The organism is Chloroflexus islandicus (assembly GCF_001650695.1).
GTDB lineage: Bacteria > Chloroflexota > Chloroflexia > Chloroflexales > Chloroflexaceae > Chloroflexus > Chloroflexus islandicus.
The window spans coordinates 31,383-54,025 of sequence record NZ_LWQS01000093.1 but is presented as its reverse complement, the minus strand read 5'-3'; the positions used below and the strand labels follow the sequence as shown (position 1 = coordinate 54,025).

General features: G+C 62.0%; 19 protein-coding genes. 4 read left to right on the top strand and 15 right to left on the bottom strand.

All coding sequences use genetic code 11. The features are described 5' to 3' along the window. Positions 1-293: 293 nt before the first annotated feature. Both A6A03_RS17415 and A6A03_RS17410 read right to left on the bottom strand, forming a co-directional pair. Positions 294-3,599, bottom strand: coding sequence for a sensor domain-containing protein (locus A6A03_RS17415; protein WP_066790843.1), 3,306 nt, complete (start codon positions 3,597-3,599; stop codon positions 294-296). A 156-nt stretch (positions 3,600-3,755) separates the two neighbouring features. Beyond that, positions 3,756-4,178, bottom strand: a complete 423-nt coding sequence (locus tag A6A03_RS17410) for a hypothetical protein (RefSeq protein ID WP_066790840.1) — start codon at positions 4,176-4,178, stop codon at positions 3,756-3,758. Positions 4,179-4,392: 214 nt separating this feature from the next. On the opposite strand from A6A03_RS17410, the gene A6A03_RS17405 reads away from it, so the two are divergent. Further along, positions 4,393-4,905 (top strand): hypothetical protein, encoded by a 513-nt coding sequence (locus A6A03_RS17405; RefSeq protein ID WP_066790838.1) that lies wholly within the window; start codon positions 4,393-4,395, stop codon positions 4,903-4,905. Here the strand turns inward: A6A03_RS17405 and A6A03_RS17400 are convergent. From A6A03_RS17400 to A6A03_RS17340, 13 genes are all read right to left on the bottom strand, one after another. Beyond that, the gene (locus A6A03_RS17400; RefSeq protein WP_066790836.1) at positions 4,843-6,063 is read right to left on the bottom strand and encodes an alpha-D-ribose 1-methylphosphonate 5-triphosphate diphosphatase; all 1,221 of its coding nucleotides are present in this window, start codon (positions 6,061-6,063) and stop codon (positions 4,843-4,845) included. The genes A6A03_RS17405 and A6A03_RS17400 overlap by 63 nt on opposite strands. 2,017 nt (positions 6,064-8,080) lie before the next feature. Further along, positions 8,081-8,767, bottom strand: coding sequence for a phosphonate C-P lyase system protein PhnL (locus A6A03_RS17395; RefSeq protein ID WP_066790834.1), 687 nt, complete (start codon positions 8,765-8,767; stop codon positions 8,081-8,083). A 15-nt stretch (positions 8,768-8,782) separates the two neighbouring features. Continuing rightward, positions 8,783-9,622 carry an ATP-binding cassette domain-containing protein gene (locus A6A03_RS17390; protein WP_066790830.1) on the bottom strand — a complete coding sequence of 280 codons (840 nt, stop codon included), beginning with the start codon at positions 9,620-9,622 and terminating at the stop codon, positions 8,783-8,785. After that, positions 9,619-10,485, bottom strand: coding sequence for an alpha-D-ribose 1-methylphosphonate 5-phosphate C-P-lyase PhnJ (locus A6A03_RS17385; RefSeq protein ID WP_066790828.1), 867 nt, complete (start codon positions 10,483-10,485; stop codon positions 9,619-9,621). The genes A6A03_RS17390 and A6A03_RS17385 overlap by 4 nt, the downstream gene beginning before the upstream one ends. A 54-nt stretch (positions 10,486-10,539) precedes the next feature. After that, positions 10,540-11,712: a carbon-phosphorus lyase complex subunit gene (locus A6A03_RS17380; RefSeq protein WP_066790826.1), complete on the bottom strand. Its 1,173-nt coding sequence runs from the start codon at positions 11,710-11,712 to the stop codon at positions 10,540-10,542. A gap of 104 nt (positions 11,713-11,816) precedes the next feature. Continuing rightward, positions 11,817-12,443 carry a phosphonate C-P lyase system protein PhnH gene (phnH, locus tag A6A03_RS17375; RefSeq protein ID WP_066790824.1) on the bottom strand — a complete coding sequence of 209 codons (627 nt, stop codon included), beginning with the start codon at positions 12,441-12,443 and terminating at the stop codon, positions 11,817-11,819. Positions 12,444-13,290: 847 nt separating this feature from the next. After that, positions 13,291-13,710: a phosphonate C-P lyase system protein PhnG gene (gene phnG / locus A6A03_RS17370; protein ID WP_066790821.1), complete on the bottom strand. Its 420-nt coding sequence runs from the start codon at positions 13,708-13,710 to the stop codon at positions 13,291-13,293. A gap of 29 nt (positions 13,711-13,739) precedes the next feature. Then, a complete protein-coding gene (locus A6A03_RS17365) occupies positions 13,740-14,570 on the bottom strand; it encodes a PhnE/PtxC family ABC transporter permease (RefSeq protein ID WP_066790818.1) in 831 nt (276 codons plus the stop codon). Beyond that, positions 14,570-15,358 (bottom strand): phosphonate ABC transporter, permease protein PhnE, encoded by a 789-nt coding sequence (gene phnE, locus A6A03_RS17360; protein WP_066790815.1) that lies wholly within the window; start codon positions 15,356-15,358, stop codon positions 14,570-14,572. The genes A6A03_RS17365 and phnE overlap by 1 nt, the downstream gene beginning before the upstream one ends. Continuing rightward, entirely contained in the window at positions 15,348-16,133 is a 786-nt protein-coding gene (gene phnC / locus A6A03_RS17355) for a phosphonate ABC transporter ATP-binding protein (RefSeq protein ID WP_066790813.1), read from the bottom strand. The genes phnE and phnC overlap by 11 nt, the downstream gene beginning before the upstream one ends. Positions 16,134-16,313: 180 nt before the next feature. Continuing rightward, on the bottom strand, positions 16,314-17,372 hold the full coding sequence (locus A6A03_RS17350; RefSeq protein ID WP_066790811.1) for a phosphate/phosphite/phosphonate ABC transporter substrate-binding protein: 1,059 nt from the start codon (positions 17,370-17,372) through the stop codon (positions 16,314-16,316). 170 nt (positions 17,373-17,542) lie between these two features. After that, complete coding sequence (locus A6A03_RS17345; RefSeq protein WP_066790809.1) at positions 17,543-18,049, bottom strand: arsinothricin resistance N-acetyltransferase ArsN1 family A; 507 nt, start codon at positions 18,047-18,049, stop codon at positions 17,543-17,545. Beyond that, positions 18,046-19,038, bottom strand: a complete 993-nt coding sequence (locus tag A6A03_RS17340; RefSeq protein WP_066790807.1) for an MDR family oxidoreductase — start codon at positions 19,036-19,038, stop codon at positions 18,046-18,048. Before A6A03_RS17340 ends, A6A03_RS17345 begins: the two co-directional genes overlap by 4 nt. A gap of 111 nt (positions 19,039-19,149) precedes the next feature. Here A6A03_RS17340 and A6A03_RS17335 point away from each other — a divergent pair, with 111 nt between their 5' ends. The 3 genes from A6A03_RS17335 to tnpA all read left to right on the top strand — a co-directional run bounded on the left by A6A03_RS17335 (position 19,150) and on the right by tnpA (position 22,366). Continuing rightward, a complete protein-coding gene (locus A6A03_RS17335) occupies positions 19,150-19,893 on the top strand; it encodes a VOC family protein (protein WP_066790804.1) in 744 nt (247 codons plus the stop codon). Positions 19,894-19,945: 52 nt separating this feature from the next. Next, positions 19,946-21,181, top strand: coding sequence for a hypothetical protein (locus tag A6A03_RS17330; protein WP_066790802.1), 1,236 nt, complete (start codon positions 19,946-19,948; stop codon positions 21,179-21,181). 783 nt (positions 21,182-21,964) lie between these two features. Beyond that, positions 21,965-22,366, top strand: coding sequence for an IS200/IS605 family transposase (gene tnpA / locus A6A03_RS20060; protein WP_245669046.1), 402 nt, complete (start codon positions 21,965-21,967; stop codon positions 22,364-22,366). The last annotated feature ends 277 nt before the right edge of the window (positions 22,367-22,643 follow it).

The window sequence follows — 22,643 nt, the reverse complement described above, 5'->3', positions numbered from 1 at the left end:
CATTCCCCTGCGCTCCTGTGCGGAGCCAGACAGCCGTCCGGCGCTACGGCGGTTGTTGCCCATCCTTTGCCTTGGTGTGCCCCCACCCCCGACCCCTCCCCCAGCGGGGGAGGGGAGTGAGAGTTGCTCCGAGGCGCAGAGGTGTAACTAATCCCCCTGCGCTCCTTGGCGCTCTCTGCGTCTTTGCGTGTGAAACCTTAGCGCCACTTTGCGTCTTTGCGGAGCCGGACAGCCGTCCGGCTCTACAGCATCTTTGCGTGTCACCCCTCTGCGCCTTTGCCCCCTTGGCGCCTTCAATCAGTTGGTGTATGCCGCCCTTGCAACCGCATAATCGTGGGCCATACCTCATCGGCGGGGATGGGGTGGGCAATCAGGTAGCCTTGCAACACATCGCACCCCATACTGAGCAAGGCGGCCCGCTGATCATCGGTTTCGACCCCTTCAGCGACGACGGCCAGTCCAAGGCTATGCGCCAAATTGATCATCGCGCGCAATAGAGCGCGGCTATTGGTAACAACACTTTGTTGTTCATCAATGGCACGCACAAATGCTTGGTCAATCTTGAGCGCATCGAGGCGGAGCTGGCGCAAATAGGCGAGCGATGAATACCCGGTGCCGAAATCGTCGAGCGCAATCCGCACCCCCATGTGGCGCAATTGGTCGATCTGGCGCGCTGCGTAGATCGGGTCATCGAGCATCACGCCTTCGGTAATCTCTAGTTCGAGATACTGGGCCGGCAGACCGGTGGCGTGCAAGACGGCTGCCACTTCGGCTACAAACTCAGGTCGCAACAGTTGGCGGGCCGAGACGTTGACGCTGATGCGTAAGAGCGGATAGCCAGCCTGTTGCCATGCCATTGCTTGCCGGCAGGCTTCGCGCAGCACCCACGAACCAATCTCGATAATCAGATCACTCTCTTCGGCAATCGGGACAAACTCGCCGGGGGCAATCGGGCCGCGTTGCGGATGGTGCCAGCGCACCAGCGCCTCGACACTGGTGATGCTTTCGCTAACCAAGTCGTATTGCGGTTGGTAGTATACCGCAAGTTCGCGCCGTTCCAGCGCGCGGCGCAGTTGGGCTTCCAGTGCGAGGCGGGTATGGGCGCGCCGGCTATGTTCGGGCCGGTAATGCAGAAAACTGCTGCGTTTAAGTTCTTTGGCGCGGTGCATGGCGCTGTCGGCATTCTTGAGCAGGGTCACAACATCGACGCCATCGCGCGGAAAGAGACTGATCCCGATGCTTGCGGTTAAGCGCAATTCATGCCCATCGTAAAGGAACGGCGTTTGCAACGCATCAAGCAAGCGTTGAGCGGCAATATCGGCCAAGCGCGCATCAGGCAGATCAGGCATCAGCAAGAGAAACTCATCGCCTCCCATGCGGCCAAGCGTATCTTGGGGGCGGGCGCAGGCAGCGAAGGCATTGCTGACGTGTTTAAGGAACCGATCACCGATTGGGTGGCCTAGCGAATCGTTCACCTGCTTAAACCCATCGAGATCGATGAAGAGCAGCGCCACAATATGGCGTCGCTCGCGCGCATCGCGCAGGGCGAGATCAATCCGCTCTTGCAACAAATTGCGGTTCGGCAAGCCGGTCAGCGCGTCATAGCGCACTTGATAGTTGAGCTGCGCATTGAGGTTGGCGTGATCGGCGATCAAGTTGAAGAGTTCGGTTGCGACGCGCAACAGCGTTTGATCGCTCTCGCTTAACCAATCGGTTTGTTGGTGGAAGATGGCGAGTGCGCCATGCGCTTTGGCTAGCGGCCAAAGCCAGCCGCTGCTGATACTCAAATGGCTAAGCTGATCCCAAAAGGTGTGCAGATCAAGTATGATAGGCGCTTTTTGGTTATGCCGTGCGATCATCTGGCGCAGACGCGACCCAATCAGCTCGGCTTCATCAGCCAATGGTTTGCTAGCAGCAGTAGGGTGCCCATCCAATTCAGCCCATACCAGCCAGTTGGGTCGTTGCCGTTCGATCAGCGTCACCAGCCGGTTCAGCACGGCGGTGACTGGTGCGTGTTGGAGCAACAAGGCCAAAATCGCCGAGCGGTCGTGTTCGAGGAATGCCGCTAGCTTTTGCGCGCTGATGTCGCGGTGTAAGGCGATAAAATGCGTTGCTTTGCCATATTCGTCAGTGACTGGCGACAAGCTGAGATCAACCCAGATTGGTTCGCCAGCGCGCGTGTAGTAGAGCAATTCAAAGCGGGCTGGCTGCTGTTGCTCCATTGCTTCCCACAACCGGTTGAGCGTCGCCGGATCGGTGGCCGGGCCGTGCAAGATGCGCAAGCTACGGCCAATCAGCTCGTTGGTGGCATAGCCGGTTAGTTGGCTACAGGCCGCGTTGGCATAGCGAATAAAGGGGCCGGGTGCATGAAGCGGTTCAGCGTCGAGAATAATCACGGCGTCGTTGGTATGCACCACCACCGACTCGAGCAGGCGCAACCGTTCTTCGGCCTGTTTGCGCGCGGTGATGTCACGTACTACGATCAGCGCGCCGCCGTTGGCCAGCTCGTCGTGGTAGAGCGGATCAATGCTAACATCAACCATCATCGCCCGCCCATCTGGCAGGCGATGGATGAGTTCACCGCGCCAGCCTGTGCTGACGCTCTGTACCGACGGTTGCACCGGTTGGTACGGCAACGGTTCGGCAGTAAACAGACGGCTCAGCGGCTGGCCGATGATCGCTTCTGGTTGCACGCCGTAGAGGTACGCCGCCATCTCGTTGAGATAGACAATCGCGCCGCTGCGGTCGGTCACGATCACCGCCTCGTGAATTTGCGACAGCACCCGCGCCCGCAAGTTTAATTGCCGTTCCGCTTCCTCCCGGTCAGTGACATCGTAGCCGATCGTCAAGACCTGTATTTCACCAGCGCCTTCGATCAACGTGCCTTGCACTTCTACCACCCGCACCACCTGATCGCGGGCATAAATGTGGTACCGGGCCGGTTGGAGGAGTTGGCCGTTGCGCAACGCTTGACGGCGCTGGCGCATCAGGTCGTGATCTTCGCCAGAGAGAAATTCGGTCAGCGGTTGGTTGACCAGCTCGGCTGGATCATCCACGCCAAAGATGCGTGCGCCGGCTGGGTTGCAGTAGCGGATAATGCCCTCTGGAAAGTTGCTGATCATGATCAGCAGCGGGGCCAATTCGAGCAATTGGCGGTAGCGAAGTTCGTTGTTGCGCAGCGCATAATCGGCGGCGAGCAACGCCGTGACATCATAGCCGCTGAGAATGGTTCCACCTATCTCGGGTTGGTGCTGGCGGTTACAGCACCGCAGCTCGAAGATGCGCCAGCCCCCTTCGGCATGCTGTAGACGTACCCGGATTGGTTGGCGCTGGCATTGGCGATCGGCCAGTTGGGCGAGATGGTGTCGCAACAGGTCATGGTCGTCGAAATGAACGAAATCATAGATAGATCGGTTGACCACAAGGGATGGTGGATGGCCGAGCAGATTGGTCAGAGCCGGGCTGGCAAAGCGGATGGTTTGATCAGGCGCGAGAATGATGACTATTTCGGCGATACATTCCAGCAGCGTGTTGAGAGTCGCAGCTACGACATCACTATTTAAGAGCGGAGAGGGTACAGGTGCAGTATCGTCAATCATAATCGTAGTGTGCCCGGATGCCGTGTTGTGGATTCCGCTGCCGCCAGTATACCGCGTTTACTACATTCCGTTGCAGCCGTGAAAGAAACGCCTGCCGGCATTCCTTTGCGAGAAAAAGGCTACCGGCAGGCGGCAGTGCAGCCGGAGGGGATAGGGTTACGTGATTAATTGCCAAATATCAAAGCCTAACGAGAAGAAGATGATAAATAGGATGACCAATGAGAGCGGCAACATATCAAACCGGCGCGGGTGCCGGGTTTGCCAGAAGTAACGCAAGCTGCGCACCAGCATCGTGATTGCTAACAGATCGAGCAGAATGACCAGTGGTAATGAGATGTCGGTGGTGAGGCCGATGAGCGGCAACACGATTGGCAAGAGCACGTATTGCAGGGTGCAGCGGGTGGCCGAGATGAAGAGCGAGATGCTGAAGGCGCGCTCACCCGGCGTTGCCGGCGGTGCGTCGTCAAGCTCTGCTTCATCAGTCGTTTCTTCTGCGGGCGGGGCCGGCAGCGCCGGCTGCGGCGGCAACAAAAGCAGCCGGTCAAACACGCGATCGAGCGTTTCGGTGATAGCAGACATAGGCAGCACTCACCTCATGAAAAAATAAACAGAGACGTTACATTGCAACGTCTCTTCATATTATAACAGCATCCGGTTAGGCGTTCATCAACGCTGGGGTAAGGATGGGTAAATGGTGGCAGCTACCAGACCCAAACCTCGGATCCGCGCAATCTGCAACATGCCTCTATAATGATCATTGAGCTGGTTTTTTTACTCTTCATGAATGAATGCTATGCGATATCTGAAATTGCTTCTGGCCTTTGCGATGCTGCCCCTTGCCGGCTGGTGGTGGTTCGAGAGCAATGTCTTCATCACCGAGTGGTTGCTGGGTCATAGCGAGGGTTTTCAACGGTTTGTGATCTGGATGATCTCGACCTTGCAGAGCAGCGGTTACGTGACCATCCTTGTGCTGGGTACCGTGTATGTATTGGCCAGTCTGCTTGAGATCATCTTTTGGCCAACTGGCACGCTCACCCGGCGGTGGGGCGCTTCGGCGTTGATCTTTTGGCTGGCGGTGGCGGCGCTCGAAGCAATCGGGATTTTTAACGGCTACAGTATTCGCTATTTCGGCATGTTTGCGATTGATGGTCAACCGCCTCCCGAATGGGGCCGCTGGCTGAGCGGCGTGCCGCTGGCGCTGCTCTTTGCCATCGGCCCCGAAGGGTTGATCCGCTGGTCGTTGCTAACGATGTTCGCGTGGGGCCGGCAATTCTTCACCCGTCCGGTGGCGGTCGGGGAAGGGTAGCGGTTCGTTCTGCTCCTGCAAGGTGTACACCGGCTTCCCGCTGACAAAGACCTGCTGCACCACCGGATCGGGCATCCGGCGCACGACGATCAGGTCGGCGATTAGCCCCGGCTGGATGCTGCCGATCAGGTGGTCGATGCCGGCGGCGCGGGCCGGGTGATGGCTGACCAGCGCCACTGCGGCGGGCAAGCTGAGGGTGCCGCGGTCGGCGAGGCGGAAGATGACCGGCAATAGCGAGGCCGGATAGTAGTCAGCGCACAGCCAGTCAACGACGCCGGCCTCGATCGCGGTTAATGCGCTGAGGTTGCCGCCGCTCGACTTGCCGCGCAGTACGTTCGGCGCCCCCATCCCCACCGCCATCCCGGCGGCGTGCGCCGCTTGGGCGGCGGCTAGGGTGGTGGGGAATTCGGCAATCTTGACCCCCAACTCCACCCACTGCGCCACCCGTTCAGGCGTGTCGTCATCGTGGCTGGCGACCGGCAAGCCATACTTCGTTGCCCACGCGATGACTTGCCGGATCCGGTTGGGCACATCGCTCTGCGCCGCCCGCTTACGGGCCAGCAGTTCGTCGATCTCGGCCTCGCTGCGCCCGGTGGTCTTGGCGACGTAATGGCGAAACGCAGCTTCGGTGGTGTATTGCCCTTGCCCCGGACTGTGATCCATGATCGAGACCAGCCGCAACAAGGGATGGCCCAGCATCGTCTTCAGCGCCTCAAGGCCGCGCTCACTGCTGACCTCGACCCGGGCATGCACGAGATGGCGCGCGCCGCAGTGCCGTTCGGCGCTGAGCCGGTGGAGGAAGTCGCTGACGAAGCGATCGCTGCGCACACCGAATTCGGCGTCGTCGAGCGATAGGGCGTGGAATTGGCAGGTCACGCCGCACCCCAGCAAGAGCCGGTCGGCGGCGTGGAGCGCAATCCCGGCTTCGATCTCAACGCCGGGGCGGGGTTGCACCAGCTTTTCGATCGCGTCGCAGTGCAGGTCGATCAGGCCGGGCAACAAATACGCCCCGTCGAGGTCAAACTGCGGCATCGTTGCCGCATACGGGTGCGCGCCGCGACCAATCGCCCCGATCCGGCCCCGGTCGATCACCACCCAACCCGCTTCAACGACCCGATCGGGTAAGACAACAGTCGCGTTGGTGAAGAGATATTGCATAGGTTGCCTCGTGATCATGTGTTCATGAATAATGGACTTGCCGGTGTTGGAGTGTCCTTGCGCGCCGCTTCCCTACTGTTCTTGCGTGCCGCCGCTTTCCACTTGTCATTGCGAGCCGCCGGAGGCGGCGAAGCAATCCCCCACGAGCACGGGAGCGGCCCCTTTCCGCCGAAGGCGGCGATTGCTTCGGGCGCTGCGCGCCCTCGCAAGGACAGCAACCCATCCCGTACAGCGTTCGTAGGCGCTGAAGCGGGAGATTGCTTCGGGCGCTGCGCGCCCTCGCAATGACAAACAAACACGAACCCTCGCAATGACCGAATGACGCGCCGCTTTCCTATTGTCCTTGCGCACCGCCGCCCTCCTCCTGTCATTGTGAGCCGAGCGCCAGCGAGGCGAAGCAATCCCCCCCGAGCACGGGAGCGGCCCCTTTCCGCCGCAGGCGGCGATGGCTGCGGGGACGCAGGCAGTGCGGCGCGCTGCCCCTACGCCCCCTCGCCATGACAGCAACCCATCCCGTACAGCGTTCGTAGGCGCTGAAGCGGGAGATTGCTTCGGGGGCTGCGCCCCCTCGCAATGACAAACTGACACGCCCCCTCGCAATGACAGAATGACGCGCCGCTTTCCTATTGTCCTTGCGCACCGCCGCCCTCCTACTGTCATTGCGAGCCGAGCGCGAGCGAGGCGAAGCAATCCCCCGCGAGCACGGGAGCGGCCCCTTTCCGCCGGGGAGACTGCTGCGGGGACGCAGGCAGTGCGGCGCGCTGCCCCTACGCCCCCTCGCAAGGACAGCAACCCATCCCGTACAGCGTTCGTAGGCGCTGAAGCGGGAGATTGCTTCGGGGGCTACGCCCCCTCGCAATGACAAACGGACATGCCCCCTCACTCTCCTTCTGTCCTTGCGCACCGCCGCCCCCCTACTGTCATTGCGAGCCGAGCGCCAGCGAGGCGAAGCAATCCCCCACGAGCACGGGAGCCGCCCCTTTCCGCCGCAGGGGGAGATGGCTGCGGGGACGCAGGCAGTGCGGCGCGCTGCCCCTACGCCCCCTCGCCCTCCTACTGTCATTGCGAGCCGAGCGCCAGCGAGGCGAAGCAATCCCCCCGAGCACGGGAGCAGCCCCTTTCCGCCGCAGGCGGCGATGGCTGCGGGGACGCAGGCAGTGCGGCGCGCTGCCCCTACGCCCCCTCGCAATGACAGCAACCTATCCCGTACAGCGTTCGTAGGCGCTGACGCGGGAGATTGCCTCGGGCGCTAGCGCGCCCTCGCAATGACAAACGGACATGCCCCCTCGCTTCCCTACTGTCCTTGCGCGCCGCCGCTTTCCTATTGTCCTTGCGCACCGCCGTCCTCCTCCTGTCATTGCGAGCCGCCGGAGGCGGCGAAGCAATCCCCCGCGAGCACGGGAGCGGCCCCTTTCCGCCGCAGGGGGAGATGGCTGCGGGCGCTAGCGCGCCCTCGCAAGGACAAATGCCCCCTCGCCCCCCTACTGTCATTGCGAGCCGAGCGCCAGCGAGGCGAAGCAATCCCCCGCGAGCACGGGAGCGGCCCCTTTCCGCCGCAGGGGGAGATGGCTGCGGGGACGCAGGCAGTGCGGCGCGCTATCCCTACGCCCCCTCGCAAGGACAGCAACCTATCCCGTACAGCGTTCGTAGGCGCTGAAGCGGGAGATTGCTTCGGGGGCTACGCCCCCTCGCAATGACAAACGGACATGCCCCCTCACTCTCCTTCTGTCCTTGCGCACCGCCGCCCTCCTACTGTCATTGCGAGCCGAGCGCGAGCGAGGCGAAGCAATCCCCCGCGAGCGTGGGAGCCGCCCCTTTCCGCCGCAGGGGGAGATGGCTGCGGGGACGTAGGCAGTGCGGCGCGCTGCCCCTACGCCCCCTCGCAATGACAGCAACCTATCCCGTACAGCGTTCGTAGGCGCTGACGCGGGAGATTGCTTCGGGCGCTAGCGCGCCCTCGCAATGACAAATGTCCCCTCGCAATGACAAACGCCCCCCTCGCAATCGCACTCGCACCCTACGCGAACGTCCATTGCCGGGTGGCGTGTGCCCCTAGCCCGGCTAAGTCGTGCGAGACGCTGATGATCGCGGTGCCTTCGGCTTGGGCGGCCCGGATCATCGCGATCACCACCTGCTTGGTCGCTTCGTCGAGGCTGGCGGTTGGTTCGTCGAGCAGCAGCAGGCGTGGGCGGGCAATAAAGGCTCGGCCAAGATTGATTCGCTGTTGTTCGCCGCCGCTGAAGGTGAGCGGGCTGGCTTGCCAGAGCGCCGGCGAGATGCCGAGCCGCTGCAGCCATTCCCGGCCAATCTCTTGCGCGGTGGCGCGATCCATTCCCTGCCGGTAGAGCGGCTCGCAGAGGGTGTCGAGCGCCGATACGCGCGGCAGGACACGCAAGAATTGCGAGCAGAAGCCGATCTCGCGCTCGCGCAGGCTGAGGATGACGCTCTCGGCGGCGCGGCTGAGGTCGATGCGACCAAATTGGTGCGAGTCAAACCAGATCTGGCCGGAAGTCGGTAGGTAGGTGCGGTAGATGCACTTGAGGATGCTGGTCTTGCCCATGCCGCTGCGTCCGTAGATGAGCAGGTGTTCGCCGGCGGCGACGCTGAGGTTGACGTCACGCACCGGCGTGATTTCGCGCCCGTCGATCAGGTGCAGGGTGAAGGATTTGTGCAGGTTACGGATTTCAAGCAGTGGGTGGCTCATAGTGCGTAGCCTTGATTACAACGCCGACGAGACCAGCAGTTGGGTGTACGGGTGCTGCGGGTCTTCGAGGATTTGGTCGGTCAACCCCGCTTCGACAATGTGGCCGTTCTTCATCACAATCGTGCGGCGGGCCAGTTGGCGCACCACGCCGAGATCGTGCGATACCAGCAGCATGGTGATCCGGTCTTCCCACTGAATCCGGCGCAGCAGGTCGAGCACGCGGGCTTGCACCGAGACATCGAGCCCGCTAGTGATTTCGTCGAGCAGCAATAGGCTGGGCCGGCTAGCGAGCGCCTTGGCGATCTGTACGCGCTGCAACATGCCGCCGCTGAAGGTCGGCGGTTCGTCGTCGATCCGTTCCGGCGGCAGTTCGGTTTTGACCATCAATTCGGCGGTGCGGGCGCGGATGCGGCCAAAGTGCCGCCATTCGGCCAGCAGCAGCTTTTCGGCGACATTGCCTCCTACCGAAAAGCGCATGTTTAAGCCCAGTTCGGGGCGCTGGTAAACAATGCCGAGTTTGGTGTTGCGGAACAGCCGCGCTTCGTAGCGGTCGAGGGTAGTGAGGTCGCGCGGCGGCCCGCCGTTGTCGCGGTACCAGATGTGGCCGCTGTCGGGGCGCAGGGCCAGATAGATCATCTGCAACAGGGTGCTCTTGCCGCTGCCGCTCTCGCCGACGATGCCCAACACTTCACCCGCGTTCAATTGCAAGTTCGCCTCAACACAGGCCCAGACCGTCCCACAGCGCGGGCACTGCGAGCGACCGGTGTCGGGGCCGGTCAGGCGGCGGCAATCGGGGCAGGTTGGCCCAAAGTGCTTCGAGAGCTGCTCGACCCGCAGAATCCAATCGTCGATCATGCCGTCGCCTCCATCTGCGCCACGCGCTTCGCGCAGTACGCTGCGTCGGAACAGGTGGTTTCCCACCGTCCGCCGTTGCTGTCGCTGACAAAATGCTCGGTGAGAAAGGTGTTGTCCGCCCCGCACCGCGCGCAGCGCTGGCCGGGCCGGTACTCGGTGCGGAAGGGGTAATCCTCAAACTGGAGCGGTTCGACCACGGTGTAGGGCGGCACCGCGTAGATGCGCTTCTCGCGTCCGGCCCCAAACAGGTAGAGGGTGTCGGCCATGTGCAGCTTCGGCACATCCCAGCGCGGGATGGGGGTGGTGTCCATCAGATAGCGCCGGTTGACGATCACCGGATACTGGCTAGCGATGCGCAGATCGCCGGCCCGCACCACACTCTCGTACATATAGACCCACATCTTGCCGTAGTCAGCTTCGCTGTGCATGATCGTGGCTCGTTCGAGGTTCGGTTCCACCCAGCGCAGCGGATCGGCCATCGGCACCTGCAAGACCAGAATCTGATCGGCCCGCATTGGCTCTTCGGGGATGCGGTGGCGGGTTTGGATGATCGTTGCCGCAGCGGTGTCGGTAGTAGTAGCGACGCCGGTGGTGCGGGTGATCAGCCGGCGCAAATTGACTGCATTGACGCTCTCGTCGTCGCCTTGATCGATCACCTTGAGCGTATCGTCTGGAGTGATGATCGACAGCGTAATCTGCAACCCGCCGGTGCCCCAGCCGCGGGCAATCGGCAGATCGCGGCTGGCAAACGGCACGAGGTGGCCGGGAATGGCGACTGCTTTCAACAGCTTGCGCCGGATCTCGCGTTTGGCGTCTTCATCGAGCAGGGCGAAATTGTAGAGCTGATCGGAAGTTTCGCTCATAGCGTGCTCTGTCCTTGTTTGACATGGGACACGGCGGTTCGTTACCCTTCAACCTTAGCGTGAATCACTGGTGAGCGCCTGATCAACCAACTGGCCGAGCCGGCTCTGCCGCTGCGCATGGTGATCGCGCGCCCGATCCAGCACGCTGAGGTCGGCGGCAAAGGTGACATAATGCGGCAACTTGTAATGGGCGACGAAGCCGCTGGCCTCGATCCCGTCGGTGTGCAGCAAGACAAACTCTTCATTCGCCGCCGGCCCCGACTCACCGGCAAGGCTGCCAATGCGGGCCTGCGTCAACACGCTATCGAGAATGGCCATACTCATCACCTTGAGTTCGCTCTGGCCGAAGGCGAAGCCATAGCCGACGTTGAAGCGCGGCGGTTCGGCGTGATTCGTCACGCTATGCGCCTTCGAGGCGATTTCAGCCTCGGTCGCTTCAATCTCGCCGATCGTGACCGGCTCGCCGGTGAGCGGGTGCGCGACATGCACCGGCAGGTAGCCGTAACGTAGCTCGACCAGCGTCGGGTGGGCATCGCCGTAGCCGCGTGTGCTGCTATAGGCCAGACTCATGAGGCTGCCGGTATCGGCTTGGGCCATCGCTTGCAGACGGGCGCTGCGCGGGCAGGGGAAGGTGAGCGGTTCGCGGGTGATGTCAAACGGCTCTTCACGCGCCGGTTCGGCAGGCACATCCACAATCATCTGCTCTTGCCGCATATACTCGGTCACTTTGGGGAAGCGGCCCCACGCGCCGGGTTGGGGTTTGCCGGCCTCCACCAGCGCCGCGTAGCGTTCGGCGGCAGCAATCACGGCCCGCACGTCTTCGTGGGCCAGCGCCGGCTGCAACAAGCGAATCAAGTAATCGGTGGCCGGCCCCAGCATCTGGCCGCCGGGAATATCTTTGAACGACGCCGAAATCCGGCGCAAACAGAACATCTCGCGCCCTGACACCGGCAACGAGGCCATCACCCGCGGCAAGGTGGTGCGGTAGGCGCGCAGCAAAAACGCTGCTTCGATACTGTCGCCTTCAGCCTGCTTGACCGCCAGCGCCGCCAGCAACGGCGCATAGAGCGCACCCTCGTGCATGGCCCGGCTCACGGCGTGGCGCAGTTGGTCGCGAATCTGCGGCAGTTGCAGCGGCGTGCTGCCGCCAAGCAAGCGCAAACACTCGACTAACTCTTCGGCGCGGGCAACGGCTTCACTGCCCCCGCGCACCGCAACGTATCCCATACCGGCTCCTTTATCTATCGCATTAATGGTTGAAGAGCGTGGATCACACCTTCACTCCTTACTCCCCATCCTCTGCGTCCTCCGCGCCCTCTGCGGTAAAAAACTCAGATAACCTCAATCTGCGTTGTGCGCGGCAACCCCAAGCACCGCCCCTGCTGATCGATTAGAAACAGATCGATCCCCAGCGGAAACTGGCTTGGCCGTGATGCAATAGCGGCCAGCTCGGTCGGAGCCACGCCGCGCAAGCCAACCGTGGCTGTCGTAGCAATCCCCGGCCCGCGCAGACGCAACGTCTCACCGTTGAGTGCAATCGCCGGTACGCTAAGAAAGACGGTGCAACTGCGTTCGGGGTAGAGCAACGATCCCGCCGCGAGTTCACCAAACAGCGCCGTCCCGGCTGGGTCGTGCAAGAGGGCGAAATCAGCGGCAGCAGCCTCTACCGGGCGAGCGTTCGTGCGCAGGGCAATCCAGCGCGTCAGCGGATGATCAACCGGCAACCATTCCTCGCCTGCGGCATGGACAAAGCTCACCGTCTGGTCGAGCAGGCTCATCCCGGCGGCGACGGCGGTTGCATTGGGGGGCGTGCCGTCCGGCAGCGGCGGCAGATCGGCGAAGGGTGGCGGCGGCAAGTGGCCCACCTTACCGGGACGGGCTAAGCAATCGAGCAGTACGCGGAAGGCAAGGCCGTTAAAGCGTTCGATCGGTGTGGGTGGTGTAGCGACGATGGTCATAGGCGATTCTCATGTAGATTATGTGTCATCAGGAGCGCGGGCCGCCGGCCCGCAGCGTATACGGGTTGGGATGGGAATAGCCCCCACCCCCGGCCCCTCCCCCGCTGGGGGAAGGGGAGATTGACCCTCACCCCCGGCCCCTCTCCCGCAACGCAGGAGAGGGGCGCTGCTGTCTACCGTGCCAGCAATGCCGTACCCACCTCCTGCGCGGTTCACCCGCTCCTGCCGTGAGGTTGGAGCGGGGGCCGGGGATGAGAGTATCATCCTCCGCCTCGCCCTGTCCAGTCCTGCTGTCATTGCGAGGGCGCGCAGCGCCCGAAGCAATCTCCCGCGTCAGCGGAAAGGATGCCTGAGCGAATAGTCCGTGCAAGGATTACCCCTAACCCCGGCCCCTCCCCCAGCGGGGGAGGGGAGATTGACCCTCACCCCCTGCCCCTCTCCCGCAACGCAGGAGAGGGGCGCTGCTGTCTACCGTGCCAGCAATGCCGTACCCACATCCTGCGCGGTTCACCCGCTCCTGCCGTGAGGTTGGAGCAGGGGCCGGGGATGAGGGTATCATCCTCCGCCTCGCCCTGTCCAGTCCTGCTGTCATTGCGAGGGCGCGCAGCGCCCGAAGCAATCTCCCGCTTCAGCGGGAAGGATGCCTGAGCGAATAGTTCGTGCAAGGATTGCCCCTACCCCCGGCCTTTCGCTGGGGGAAGGGGAGGGCGTCGAGGGTGAACCCTATCCAAAAATCCTCTGCGTCCTCTGCGAAGCCGGACAGCCGTCCGGCTCTACTGCGCCTTTGCATGTGAATCCTCTGCGACTTTGCGTCTTTTGTGTCTTTTCGTGGCTATTCATCTCCCGTTCAAAACGTCTCAAACTCAACCCGCGTCGCTGCGGCGGCGGCAAAACGCCGTTCATAAGCGGCGCTCAGCGCCTGCCCCAGCTCGGCGATGCGCGGGCGCAGATCGGCGTGCGGATCACCCGGCATGCGCAGCGCCGCGTCGAGCACGGCCAACGCCGTGGCGTGATCGGGGTCGCGCCCGATCACCATCCCAAACCCAAACTGGCCGGCCAGTTCCAACCGCGTCTCGGTGACGAGAATCTCACCCGCATTGAAGACCGTCTCGGCAACGCCCTCGATCATGCGCAACTGCACCAGCACGCAGCGCGGGCCGCTGATGAACGTCACCGCATCGCGGTCATACCGCGCCAGCACCTGCTCGGCCAACGCGCAGACGAGGTGGGGTGGACTGCAACTCAGAATATGCGAGGTCGTGAGCATGCTGATCTCCTGTTGCGGTTTCGTAGACGTTACGCCTGCCGCTTCACGCCGACGGTCTCTTTCAAGCGGGTTGCCCCCCATTCCAATAGAATGGCAAAAATCAGTACCGCATACGTAAAGATGCCTAACTCGCGCAGATCAAGGTAGAAGGCGCTGGCCATAAACATGTCAAAACCGATCCCGCCGGCGCCGGCAGTCGCCCCCATCGCAATCGCGACCGAAAAGTTAATCTCAAACCGCACAAACGTCCACGAGAGCAGGGCCGATGCCGACGAAGGCACCACCGCTTGAAACACCGTCTGCCACCAGTTGCCGCCGCTGGCGCGCAAGGCCTCTAACACCCCCGCATCTAGTTCCTCGAAGGTTTCGGCATACGCCTTCACCAGATAGCCGACCGAGTGAAACGTCATGCCAATCACTGCCGCCACGCTGCCCAATCCGGCGGTAACGGCGAAGAACAGCACCCAGAGCACGGTTGGCACCGCGCGGATGAAGGCCATCACGACCTTCACTGCATCATTGACCCGGCGCGGGGCCAGATTCTGAGCGGCAAGCAGAGCAAGGAAAAAGGCAATGATCGCGCCAAAGACCGTGGTCAACAGGCCAAGCGCAACCGTAATCATCAACTCGCGAAACAGATCGAGCCAGCTCAAATTTTTCAACCGCGCCTCAAACAGCACGACGCGAAAATTGTTGAGCATGTCGCCAAAGGCGGTAACGACATTAATGTTGCGGGTGTCAATAGTGATCAGACCGTAGACGGTCAGCAACGCCAACACAATCAGCGTCGCCTGCAACACCGTATTGGCGTGGCTGCGCGGGCGCACCCGAATCCGGCCAGAAGGCAGCGTCGTCTCCATCAGAGAATCGTCCTTCGGATATAGTTCGATACCGTTTCGATCAACAAGACCACAGCGACCGTTGCCAGCACCACAAGGCTGGCCGAACCGTAGCTAAAGTTCTTGAAGTAGAGGTCGAATAGAAAACCGATCCCGGTGCCGGTGAGAATGCCGACCAGCGTGGCGCTGCGGATGTTGGTTTCGATCATGTACAGCACCCAGCTAATCAGTTGCGGCAAGCAAGCCGGGATCACACTCTGGCTGATAATCGCGGTGTAGCCGGCGCCGGTAGCGCGCAGCGCCTCGACCGGCTCGATCCCCACTTCATCAATGGTCTCGACCATCACGCGGGTGATGAAGCCGAAGGTAACGAAAAAGAGGGCAAAGAAACCGGTAAAGCCGCTTTGCCCGAACGAAAAGAGCAAAATCAGCGCCCACACCGACACGTCAATATTGCGGAAGATGCTGGCGATGGCGCGGGCCGGCAGGCTAAACCACGGGTGCGGGCGGGTGGTGTTGGCGCCGAGCAGGGCTAGCCCTAAGCCAAAGATCGAGGCGATGGTTGAGGAAGCTACGGCAATCAGCACCGTCTCTTGCAACTTCTCAAGAATGCGCGGCAAGCGCGCCCATGCCCGTTCATCGGGCACGAAATTGGCGATGCCCCACGCAAACGCGCGCGGAATGACGCTCAAACCCTGCACCAGATCGAATTGGGTCAACACCATGCCGCCATAGGTCATGGCCACCATCGCGAGGAAAAAGAGCGCAGACTGAATCCGGCGGCGACGAAAAAAAGCATCAGGCTGCATAGCGCTCCTTCAGATCGAGGATCAGTTCGCCCGCTTCCGAGCCGTAGATTTGGTAGATTTGGGCATTGCTCAGCGCATGCGGCGGCCCGTCGTAAATCACCCGGCCCCGGTTGACGCCGATGATCCGCTCGGCGTAGTGCAGCGCCACATCAACCTGATGCAGATTGACCAGCACCGTAATCCCGGTCGAGCGATTAATCTCTTGCAGGGTATCCATGATCACCTTGGCCGAGCTGGGGTCAAGCGAAGCGATCGGCTCATCGCAGAGCAGCATCTTCGGTTGCTGCACCAGCGCGCGGGCAATGCCGACTCGCTGCTTCTGGCCGCCGCTGAGCTGGTCGCAGCGCTTATACATCTGCTCGCTCAAGCCGAGCGTTTCGAGAATGCGCACCGCCTCGCGCTTCTCTTGCTCGCTGTAGAGGCCAAGCATACCTTGCAGCGTATTCTTATAACCGAGCCGCCCATGCAACACATTCTCGATCACGCTCAGCCGGTTGACGAGATTGTAGTGCTGGAAGATCATCCCGATCTGGGTGCGGTGGTGGCGCAGGGCTTGGCCGCGCAACTGCGGCACGCTGACGCCGTCGAACCGGATGTCGCCGCTGGTAATGTCAATCAAGCGGTTGATACTGCGCAGCAGGGTTGACTTCCCCGCCCCGGAAGGGCCAATAATCGCGACAAACTCGCCGGGTTGCACCGAAAAGGTGATCGAATCGAGCGCCAGCGTCTCGGCGCCGTACCGCTTGGTCACTTGATCAAGTTCGAGCAGGCTCATGCAACCTCATTTCTGTGATGGGCCTCTAACTGCGCTTTGCTGTGGCAGGTGCGCACAGGGTTGAAACCTCTGAGACATCGCTCTTATGGAGTGCGGCAGTTTAACCGCCGCACTCCATGCTGCAAAAGCAGAGCTGGCGGTATCATTCGCCAGCTCCACTGCTGCTAGTCTCGGCTTGGTTTAACGCATTGCCCGGATGGGGTTGAAGAAGGAGTCATCAACCACCAAGAAGCGCTCTTCCTTCGTCTTGCGGAAGAGTGGCTTAAAGCCGGCGTCGATCTCGGCCTTGGTCGCGAAGATGCGCGGATTGTTCGCCACTTCATCCGAGGTTAGCTTGTCTTGCAGCCGCTTGATCTCATCGGCGGTCAGCATGCCGCTGTTGGCGACGAAGGGCGCGTTAATCACCGGGGTAGCCGAGATGATCACAAACTCAGCGCCGGGGAACTTATCGAACGGTTCGGGGGCATTATTTAGCACGCGGTAAACTGCGCCGGGCTTGTTCTCTTCACCCGATACCAATTCGACATAATTCTGGACACAGGTATCGCAGAACGCCGCCACATCAACCGCGCCCGACAGCAAGGCCACCGCCGATCCCTGATGCGAACCGCCGAACTGCACTTCGCTGAAGAATTTGTTGGGGCCGCCTTCAATCAGCTCGTCGGCATTGAGATTCTTCCACTTCTCTTGCTGGCTGAAGTACTTGATGATATTCGATGAGGGTACGCGGAAGCCCGATGTTGAGCTGCTCGAGACGAAGGCGAAGCGCTTGCCTTGAATATTGTCGATCTTGTAGACGCCGTTCACTTGGTAGTTGCCCTCTTGGCCACGGGCCACGGCCAGCCAGCTATAGTAGACGGCCGTCTTCAGGGTGCCATCCGAACCGCTCGGCACGACCAGCGGAATGACTTTCGGGTTCTTGTCGTGCGCTTGGACATAGCCTTCCGCGCCGAAGAAGCCGAGGTGGGCGGTGTTGTTAGCCAACGCTTCCACCGCGATCAAGTAGTCGGTCGTGGTGCGATGTTCAACCGGGCGACCGAGCGCTTCGCTCACGACCGCACCGATTGCATCGCGGGCATCTTTCAGGTCAGCTCCCGACTCGTTCGGCAACCATGCGATAATGACCGGTGAATTGGCATTCGAGGTGGTGTTTCCGCCAGTGTTGCCGCCGCTCGCGCCACAAGCCGCCAGCGCCAGCGTCACAATCGTCACGATCAACAAAAGCCGCAGAGACCGCATACAGAGCATCCTCCTGAGCAGGCGTTGCTGACGATGCCATTGCATCGCCGTATGCAGTCTAAGCGGCTTTGATTATGAGAAGATTATGAGGAGATTGTCCGTTGGCTAAGGCTGTATCAAAACTGTGCAAACATTGTGCAATAATAATGACAGCGTTCGTCGTGACGGCGTTATCCGCCACCCAGATTCGCGGCAATTAACCGCTCGACAACCACCACATCGCGCCAGCGCCCATCGAGCTGGGCATGTTTCTCGTAAATCCCAACCTCGCGAAAGCCGACCGACGCTAGCATTGCCCGGCTCGCGGTATTCTCGACAAATACCCGCGAGAGCAGCTTCCAGAACCCGGCGCGGGTGGCGGCTTCGATCAGCGCCAGCATAGTAAGCCGGCCAATCCCGCGCCCGCGCCATTCGCGGGCGACATAGACCGAGAATTCGGCGATGCCGGCGTAGCACTCGCGGGCCCGATAGGGAAAGGTGGCGGCGAAGGCAACGATCTGGTCATTGATGATCGTGACGACGATCGGGAAGCGATCGCCAAACCATCCTGCCACCTCTTCAGCGGTGCGCAGTCGCGTTTCAAAGGTGGCGATGCGGTCGGCGATGCCTTGGTTGTAGATCTCGGCAATCGCCGCCGCATCGGCTGGCATCGCAGCACGAGTGAGCACACTACTCATTGGTTCACATCCACTACCACCCGCCCGCGGGTCTGGGCATTGGTGATCTGTTCAGCGTAGGCCGGCAATTCAGCAAAAGGAATGACCGTCGTCATCCGGTCAAGCAGTTCTGGCGACAAGTCGCGGGCCAGCCGATCCCACGCAGCAAGGCGTTCTTCGCGCGGCACCATCACCGACTCGACGCCGGTCATCGTCACGCCGCGCAGAATAAATGGATAGACAGAAGCGGTAAACTCGGCGCCGCCGGCATTGCCGCAGATGGCCACCGTGCTGCGCATCGCCATCGAACGCAGCACGCCGGAGAGCACCGCTCCGCCAACGGTATCGACCGCGCCGCCCCAGCGTTCGCTCTCAAGCGGGCGGCCGGGGGCGGTGAGGGTATTGCGGTCAAGGATGCCGCTCGCGCCGAGTTCGCGCAAGTAGGCCTCTTCGTGGGGTCTGCCGGTGGCGGCGATCACCTTGTGCCCGGCTTTGGCCAGCAACGCCACTGCCACGCTGCCCACCCCGCCGGCAGCACCGGTAACCAGCACCTCGCGACCGGGGATGAACCCGTGCCGTTCGAGCGCCAGCACGCACAGCATCGCCGTAAACCCGGCGGTGCCCAGCGTCATCGCATGCAGCAAGCTCATACCGGCTGGCAGCGGCACTAACCACTCGCCCTTCACCCGGGTATATTGGCTAAACCCGCCCCAATGCCGCTCACCGACTCCCCAGCCGGTCAGCACGACCTGATCGCCGGGTTGGTAGCGCGGATCGGACGACTCGACCACCGTGCCGGCAAAGTCAATGCCCGGCGCGAGCGGGCTGCTGCGCAGGATTTTGCCTTTGCCGGTGATCGCCAACCCATCTTTGTAATTGAGCGTCGAATAGGCCACCTTGACCAACACCTCGCCGGGGGGCAATGCGCTCAACGGCAATTCGCGAAACTCAACCCGCCGGCCATCGGCTCCTTCTTCCACCACCAGCGCGGTAAAGCGTTCTTCGCTCATTGGTAGGCTCCCTTGCTTGTATCGTGCGCGTTTGCTGTACTGTCGATTATAATAAACACGGCTACCTTTGCCAAACCCGGCCGTCGCTATCCTATTCGCTACGGAGTTGCTATGATTCACGCTCTCGATCACATCGTCATTTTGGTGGAGCAGTTGTCGTCGGCGGTGGCGGCCTACACTGCGGCCGGTTTTGTCGTCGCTCCCGGCGGCGAACATGCCGATGGCGCGACCCACAATGCGCTGATCAGCTTCCCCGATGGCACGTATCTTGAACTGCTCGCCTTTCGCCGCCCTGCGCCCGAACATCGCTGGTGGCGGCATGTGGCGGCTGGGCCGGGGTTGATCGATTTTGCTCTTCTGACGAATAACACTACGATTGCGGTTGCTGCCGCGGCTGATCGCGGCCTGATGATGAACGGCCCGGTTCCCGGCGGGCGCATCCGGCCCGATGGCATCAGCCTCGCGTGGGAAACAGCGTGGCCGCCGAGCCCCGATTTGCCGTTCCTCTGCGGTGATGTCACCGATCGGGCGTATCGGGTGCCCGATGCCGATTTTTGGGGCCACAGCAATGGCGCGCGCGGTATTGCCGAGGTGATCGTCGCCGTGACCGATCCGGTGGCGAGCGCCGGCCGTTATGCGGCGTTGCTCGGCATCACGCCGCAGGCTGCTCCCGCCGAAGCGCGCATTCCGCTCGGCGAGAGCGAAATCGTGCTGCGCGGGCCGGATTCGGGTGATCCGAACGTGATCGATCGCCTCACCCGGCGCGGCGAAGGGATTTGTGCGATCACGCTGCGGGGGTTGCATTTTCCCGATCTTTCTGCGCCGCTGGGGGCGACGATTGTGGCTGCACGGTAGGTAGCGCCGCACGGCCGCGCGGCTGTACCATTGGCATCACGGATAGTATTGCATGTCCAATCATCTTGACCGGTTCACCCACCATGCCCATGCTGAGCGGGGCGGATTCTTCGACCGTGACCGTTCGATTACAGTGACGCAAGCGCCGGGGTGGGTTGATCTGTTTGGCGGTATTGTGGCCGATGCTGGCATCCTCTCGTTGCTGTGGCCGGGCAGCCCTAGCGTGATGGTCGCGCTCCAGCCTGATCCGGAACCGATCATCCGGTTTCGGGTTGGCCAGCGCACCGACTCAATCCCCTGTACTGCTCTGTTTCTGCCGGGCGGGCCACGCGAATACGCCGATGCGGTCGCCGAGATTGACCTGCACCAACCGCCGCGCAGCCCGTGGTGGGGGCCGGCGCTGATGGCGTGGGTGGCGCTGATGCGCGAAGAATTTGCCCGCTTTGGCGGCGGCGCACGGGTGATGCTGCAATCGGTGGAGGCGCTCATACCTGCCGCCAGTGTGATCGCCGCCGTTGCCAAAGCGTTGGCGCAGGCGTACAGTATTCACCTTGCCCCGCGCGAATTGGCCATTACCTGCGCTGAGGGGCTGGCCCGCCTCGAACGGCGCAGCACCGGCGCTGAGCTGATCGGCACGCTCACGGCTATCTATGCGCCGGCCAACGAGCTGGTCATTGTCAATCCGCTCACCGCTCACCTCAGTGGCAGTGCCCATCTCCCCGCTGGTTGCGCGTTGTGGGCTATCCAAGCGGGTGACGAGCCGCGCCAGCCGCTGGCGCGGCTGCGCACGGCCCTGCTGCACATTGAGAGTCTGCTTGGCGCGCGCGATGGTGAACCGGCGTTGGCCAGCCTCTCGATCAGCGACTTCATCCGCCAGCACCGGGCCCGCTTGCCGGCGGCGCTTCCCGCCAGCGCGCATCCGCATCCGGCGCCGCCGGCAGCGCTGGCCGCCTTCACCCTCGCCGAACAACAACGCACCCGCCTCGCGCTGGCGTTGCTGCGCGCTGCGGCCAGCCGTGCCCAGCGTGATGACGACCTCCACTTAGTGGGTGAACTCCTCACCCAGAGCCACTGGGAGCAGGCGGCGCTCGGTTTGACCGATCCGCACGCCGATGCCCTGATCGAACAGCTCGCCGCACCGGCCATCTTCGGCGCGCGCCAGCCGGTGGCGACTACGCACGCCACTGTGCTCGTCTTTGGCCGCAGCGATGCCGAAGCTGAGGTGCAGCGCATTGCCGCGGCCTACCAAGCACGGGCCGGTGTGGCGGTGCGGGTGGCGCGGATGTGAGGGGGAGCCTGCTCTGATGGGCCGGGCTGGAGTTACAAAGCCCGCTGGGCGGGCTGGCAACTGAGGCGGGCTATCCTGATGTACCCGGCCCTGAAGGGTTGGGCTGGGGTTACGAAGCCCACTGCGTGGGCTGGCAACTGAGGCGGGCTGTCCTGATGTACCCGGCCCTGAAGGGCCGGGCTGGGGTTACGAAGCCCGCTGGGCGGGCTGGCAACTGAGGCGGGCTGTCCTGATGTACCCGGCCCTGAAGGGTTGGGCTGGGGTTACGAAGCCCACTGCGTGGGCTGGGGACTGCGGCGGGTGGTCGTGATGTACCCGGCCCTGAAGGGCCGGGCTGGGGTTACGCAGCCCGCTGGGCGGGCTGGGAACTGCGGCGGGTTGCCCTGATGTACCCGGCCCTGAAGGGCCGGGCTGGGGTTACGCAGCCCGCTGGGCGGGCTGGCAACTGCGGCGGGCTGTCCTGATGTACCCGGCCCTGAAGGGCCGGGCTGGGGTTACGCAGCCCGCTGGGCGGGCTGGCAACTGAGGCGGGCTATCCTGATGTACCCGGCCCTGAAGGGCCGGGCTGGGGTTACGCAGCCCGCTGGGCGGGCTGGCAACTGCGGCGGGCTGTCCTGATGTACCCGGCCCTGAAGGGCCGGGCTGGGGTTACGAAGCCCACTGCGTGGGCTGGGGACGATAATCAGATCATCTAACAGTCTCTATTCCTAATCACGGAATAATTAGGAATGAGACGTGTGTTCCTGTTAAATTTCTATAACTAGTGAACATCGGAGCATCATTGTGGCAACCTTCACTCAACTCTACGTACATCTCGTATGGACAACGTGGCAACGCATTCCTTTAATCACATCTGAGATTGAGACACCCCTCTACGCTGCTATCGCTGAACAATGCCGCGCACTTGGTTGCGAACCGCTTGCGATTGGTGGTATTGCTGATCATATGCATCTCCTAACAACGTTTCCCGCTACCATAACGATCGCAAAACTAGCCGGTAATGTAAAAGGCGCTAGCACTCACCTTGTGACGCACAAGCTTGCGCCAGAGACGTTTTTTAAATGGCAAAGCGGATACGGAGCTCTTACTGTTGATAAGCGTTCATTAGCAGATATTGTTGCTTATATCCATAATCAAAAGGAACATCACCAAAATTCAACAACGTATGATGCGTTTGAAATCTGATTGCTATCGATTAAGATTGTGTTGGTTTGCATTGCAAGTTTCTTAATTCTTGCCTAACCCTTCCGGTTAGGGCTCCGCATCAACCTCGCTCCCGTCAGCCCGCGCAGCGGGCTTTGTAATGGTAGCCCGGCCCTGAAGGGCCGGGCGCAACGGGGCGGGCGCAGGCAGGGCGGGCAAGGACAGTTGCGCCGTCCCAGCCCGCACAGCAGGTTGCGGAGGCGAAAACCGGACGTTGCGTCAGCATCGCTCCCGTCAGCCCGCGCAGCGGGCTTTGTAA

Excerpts from the sequence above, each read along its gene's own strand:
- A6A03_RS17365 (WP_066790818.1), bottom strand. The coding sequence starts at position 14,570 with ATGGAGACGACGCTGCCTTCTGGCCGGATTCGGGTGCGCCCGCGCAGC.
- phnC (WP_066790813.1), bottom strand. The coding sequence starts at position 16,133 with ATGAGCCTGCTCGAACTTGATCAAGTGACCAAGCGGTACGGCGCCGAG.
- A6A03_RS17410 (WP_066790840.1), bottom strand. The coding sequence starts at position 4,178 with ATGTCTGCTATCACCGAAACGCTCGATCGCGTGTTTGACCGGCTGCTT.
- A6A03_RS17400 (WP_066790836.1), bottom strand. The coding sequence starts at position 6,063 with ATGCAATATCTCTTCACCAACGCGACTGTTGTCTTACCCGATCGGGTC.
- A6A03_RS17415 (WP_066790843.1), bottom strand. The coding sequence starts at position 3,599 with ATGATTGACGATACTGCACCTGTACCCTCTCCGCTCTTAAATAGTGAT.
- A6A03_RS17345 (WP_066790809.1), bottom strand. The coding sequence starts at position 18,049 with ATGAGTAGTGTGCTCACTCGTGCTGCGATGCCAGCCGATGCGGCGGCG.
- A6A03_RS17390 (WP_066790830.1), bottom strand. The coding sequence starts at position 9,622 with ATGATCGACGATTGGATTCTGCGGGTCGAGCAGCTCTCGAAGCACTTT.
- A6A03_RS17385 (WP_066790828.1), bottom strand. The coding sequence starts at position 10,485 with ATGAGCGAAACTTCCGATCAGCTCTACAATTTCGCCCTGCTCGATGAA.
- phnH (WP_066790824.1), bottom strand. The coding sequence starts at position 12,443 with ATGACCATCGTCGCTACACCACCCACACCGATCGAACGCTTTAACGGC.
- A6A03_RS17395 (WP_066790834.1), bottom strand. The coding sequence starts at position 8,767 with ATGAGCCACCCACTGCTTGAAATCCGTAACCTGCACAAATCCTTCACC.
- A6A03_RS17330 (WP_066790802.1), top strand. The coding sequence starts at position 19,946 with ATGTCCAATCATCTTGACCGGTTCACCCACCATGCCCATGCTGAGCGG.
- A6A03_RS17340 (WP_066790807.1), bottom strand. The coding sequence starts at position 19,038 with ATGAGCGAAGAACGCTTTACCGCGCTGGTGGTGGAAGAAGGAGCCGAT.
- A6A03_RS17380 (WP_066790826.1), bottom strand. The coding sequence starts at position 11,712 with ATGGGATACGTTGCGGTGCGCGGGGGCAGTGAAGCCGTTGCCCGCGCC.
- phnG (WP_066790821.1), bottom strand. The coding sequence starts at position 13,710 with ATGCTCACGACCTCGCATATTCTGAGTTGCAGTCCACCCCACCTCGTC.
- A6A03_RS17350 (WP_066790811.1), bottom strand. The coding sequence starts at position 17,372 with ATGCGGTCTCTGCGGCTTTTGTTGATCGTGACGATTGTGACGCTGGCG.
- phnE (WP_066790815.1), bottom strand. The coding sequence starts at position 15,358 with ATGCAGCCTGATGCTTTTTTTCGTCGCCGCCGGATTCAGTCTGCGCTC.
- A6A03_RS17405 (WP_066790838.1), top strand. The coding sequence starts at position 4,393 with ATGCGATATCTGAAATTGCTTCTGGCCTTTGCGATGCTGCCCCTTGCC.
- A6A03_RS17335 (WP_066790804.1), top strand. The coding sequence starts at position 19,150 with ATGATTCACGCTCTCGATCACATCGTCATTTTGGTGGAGCAGTTGTCG.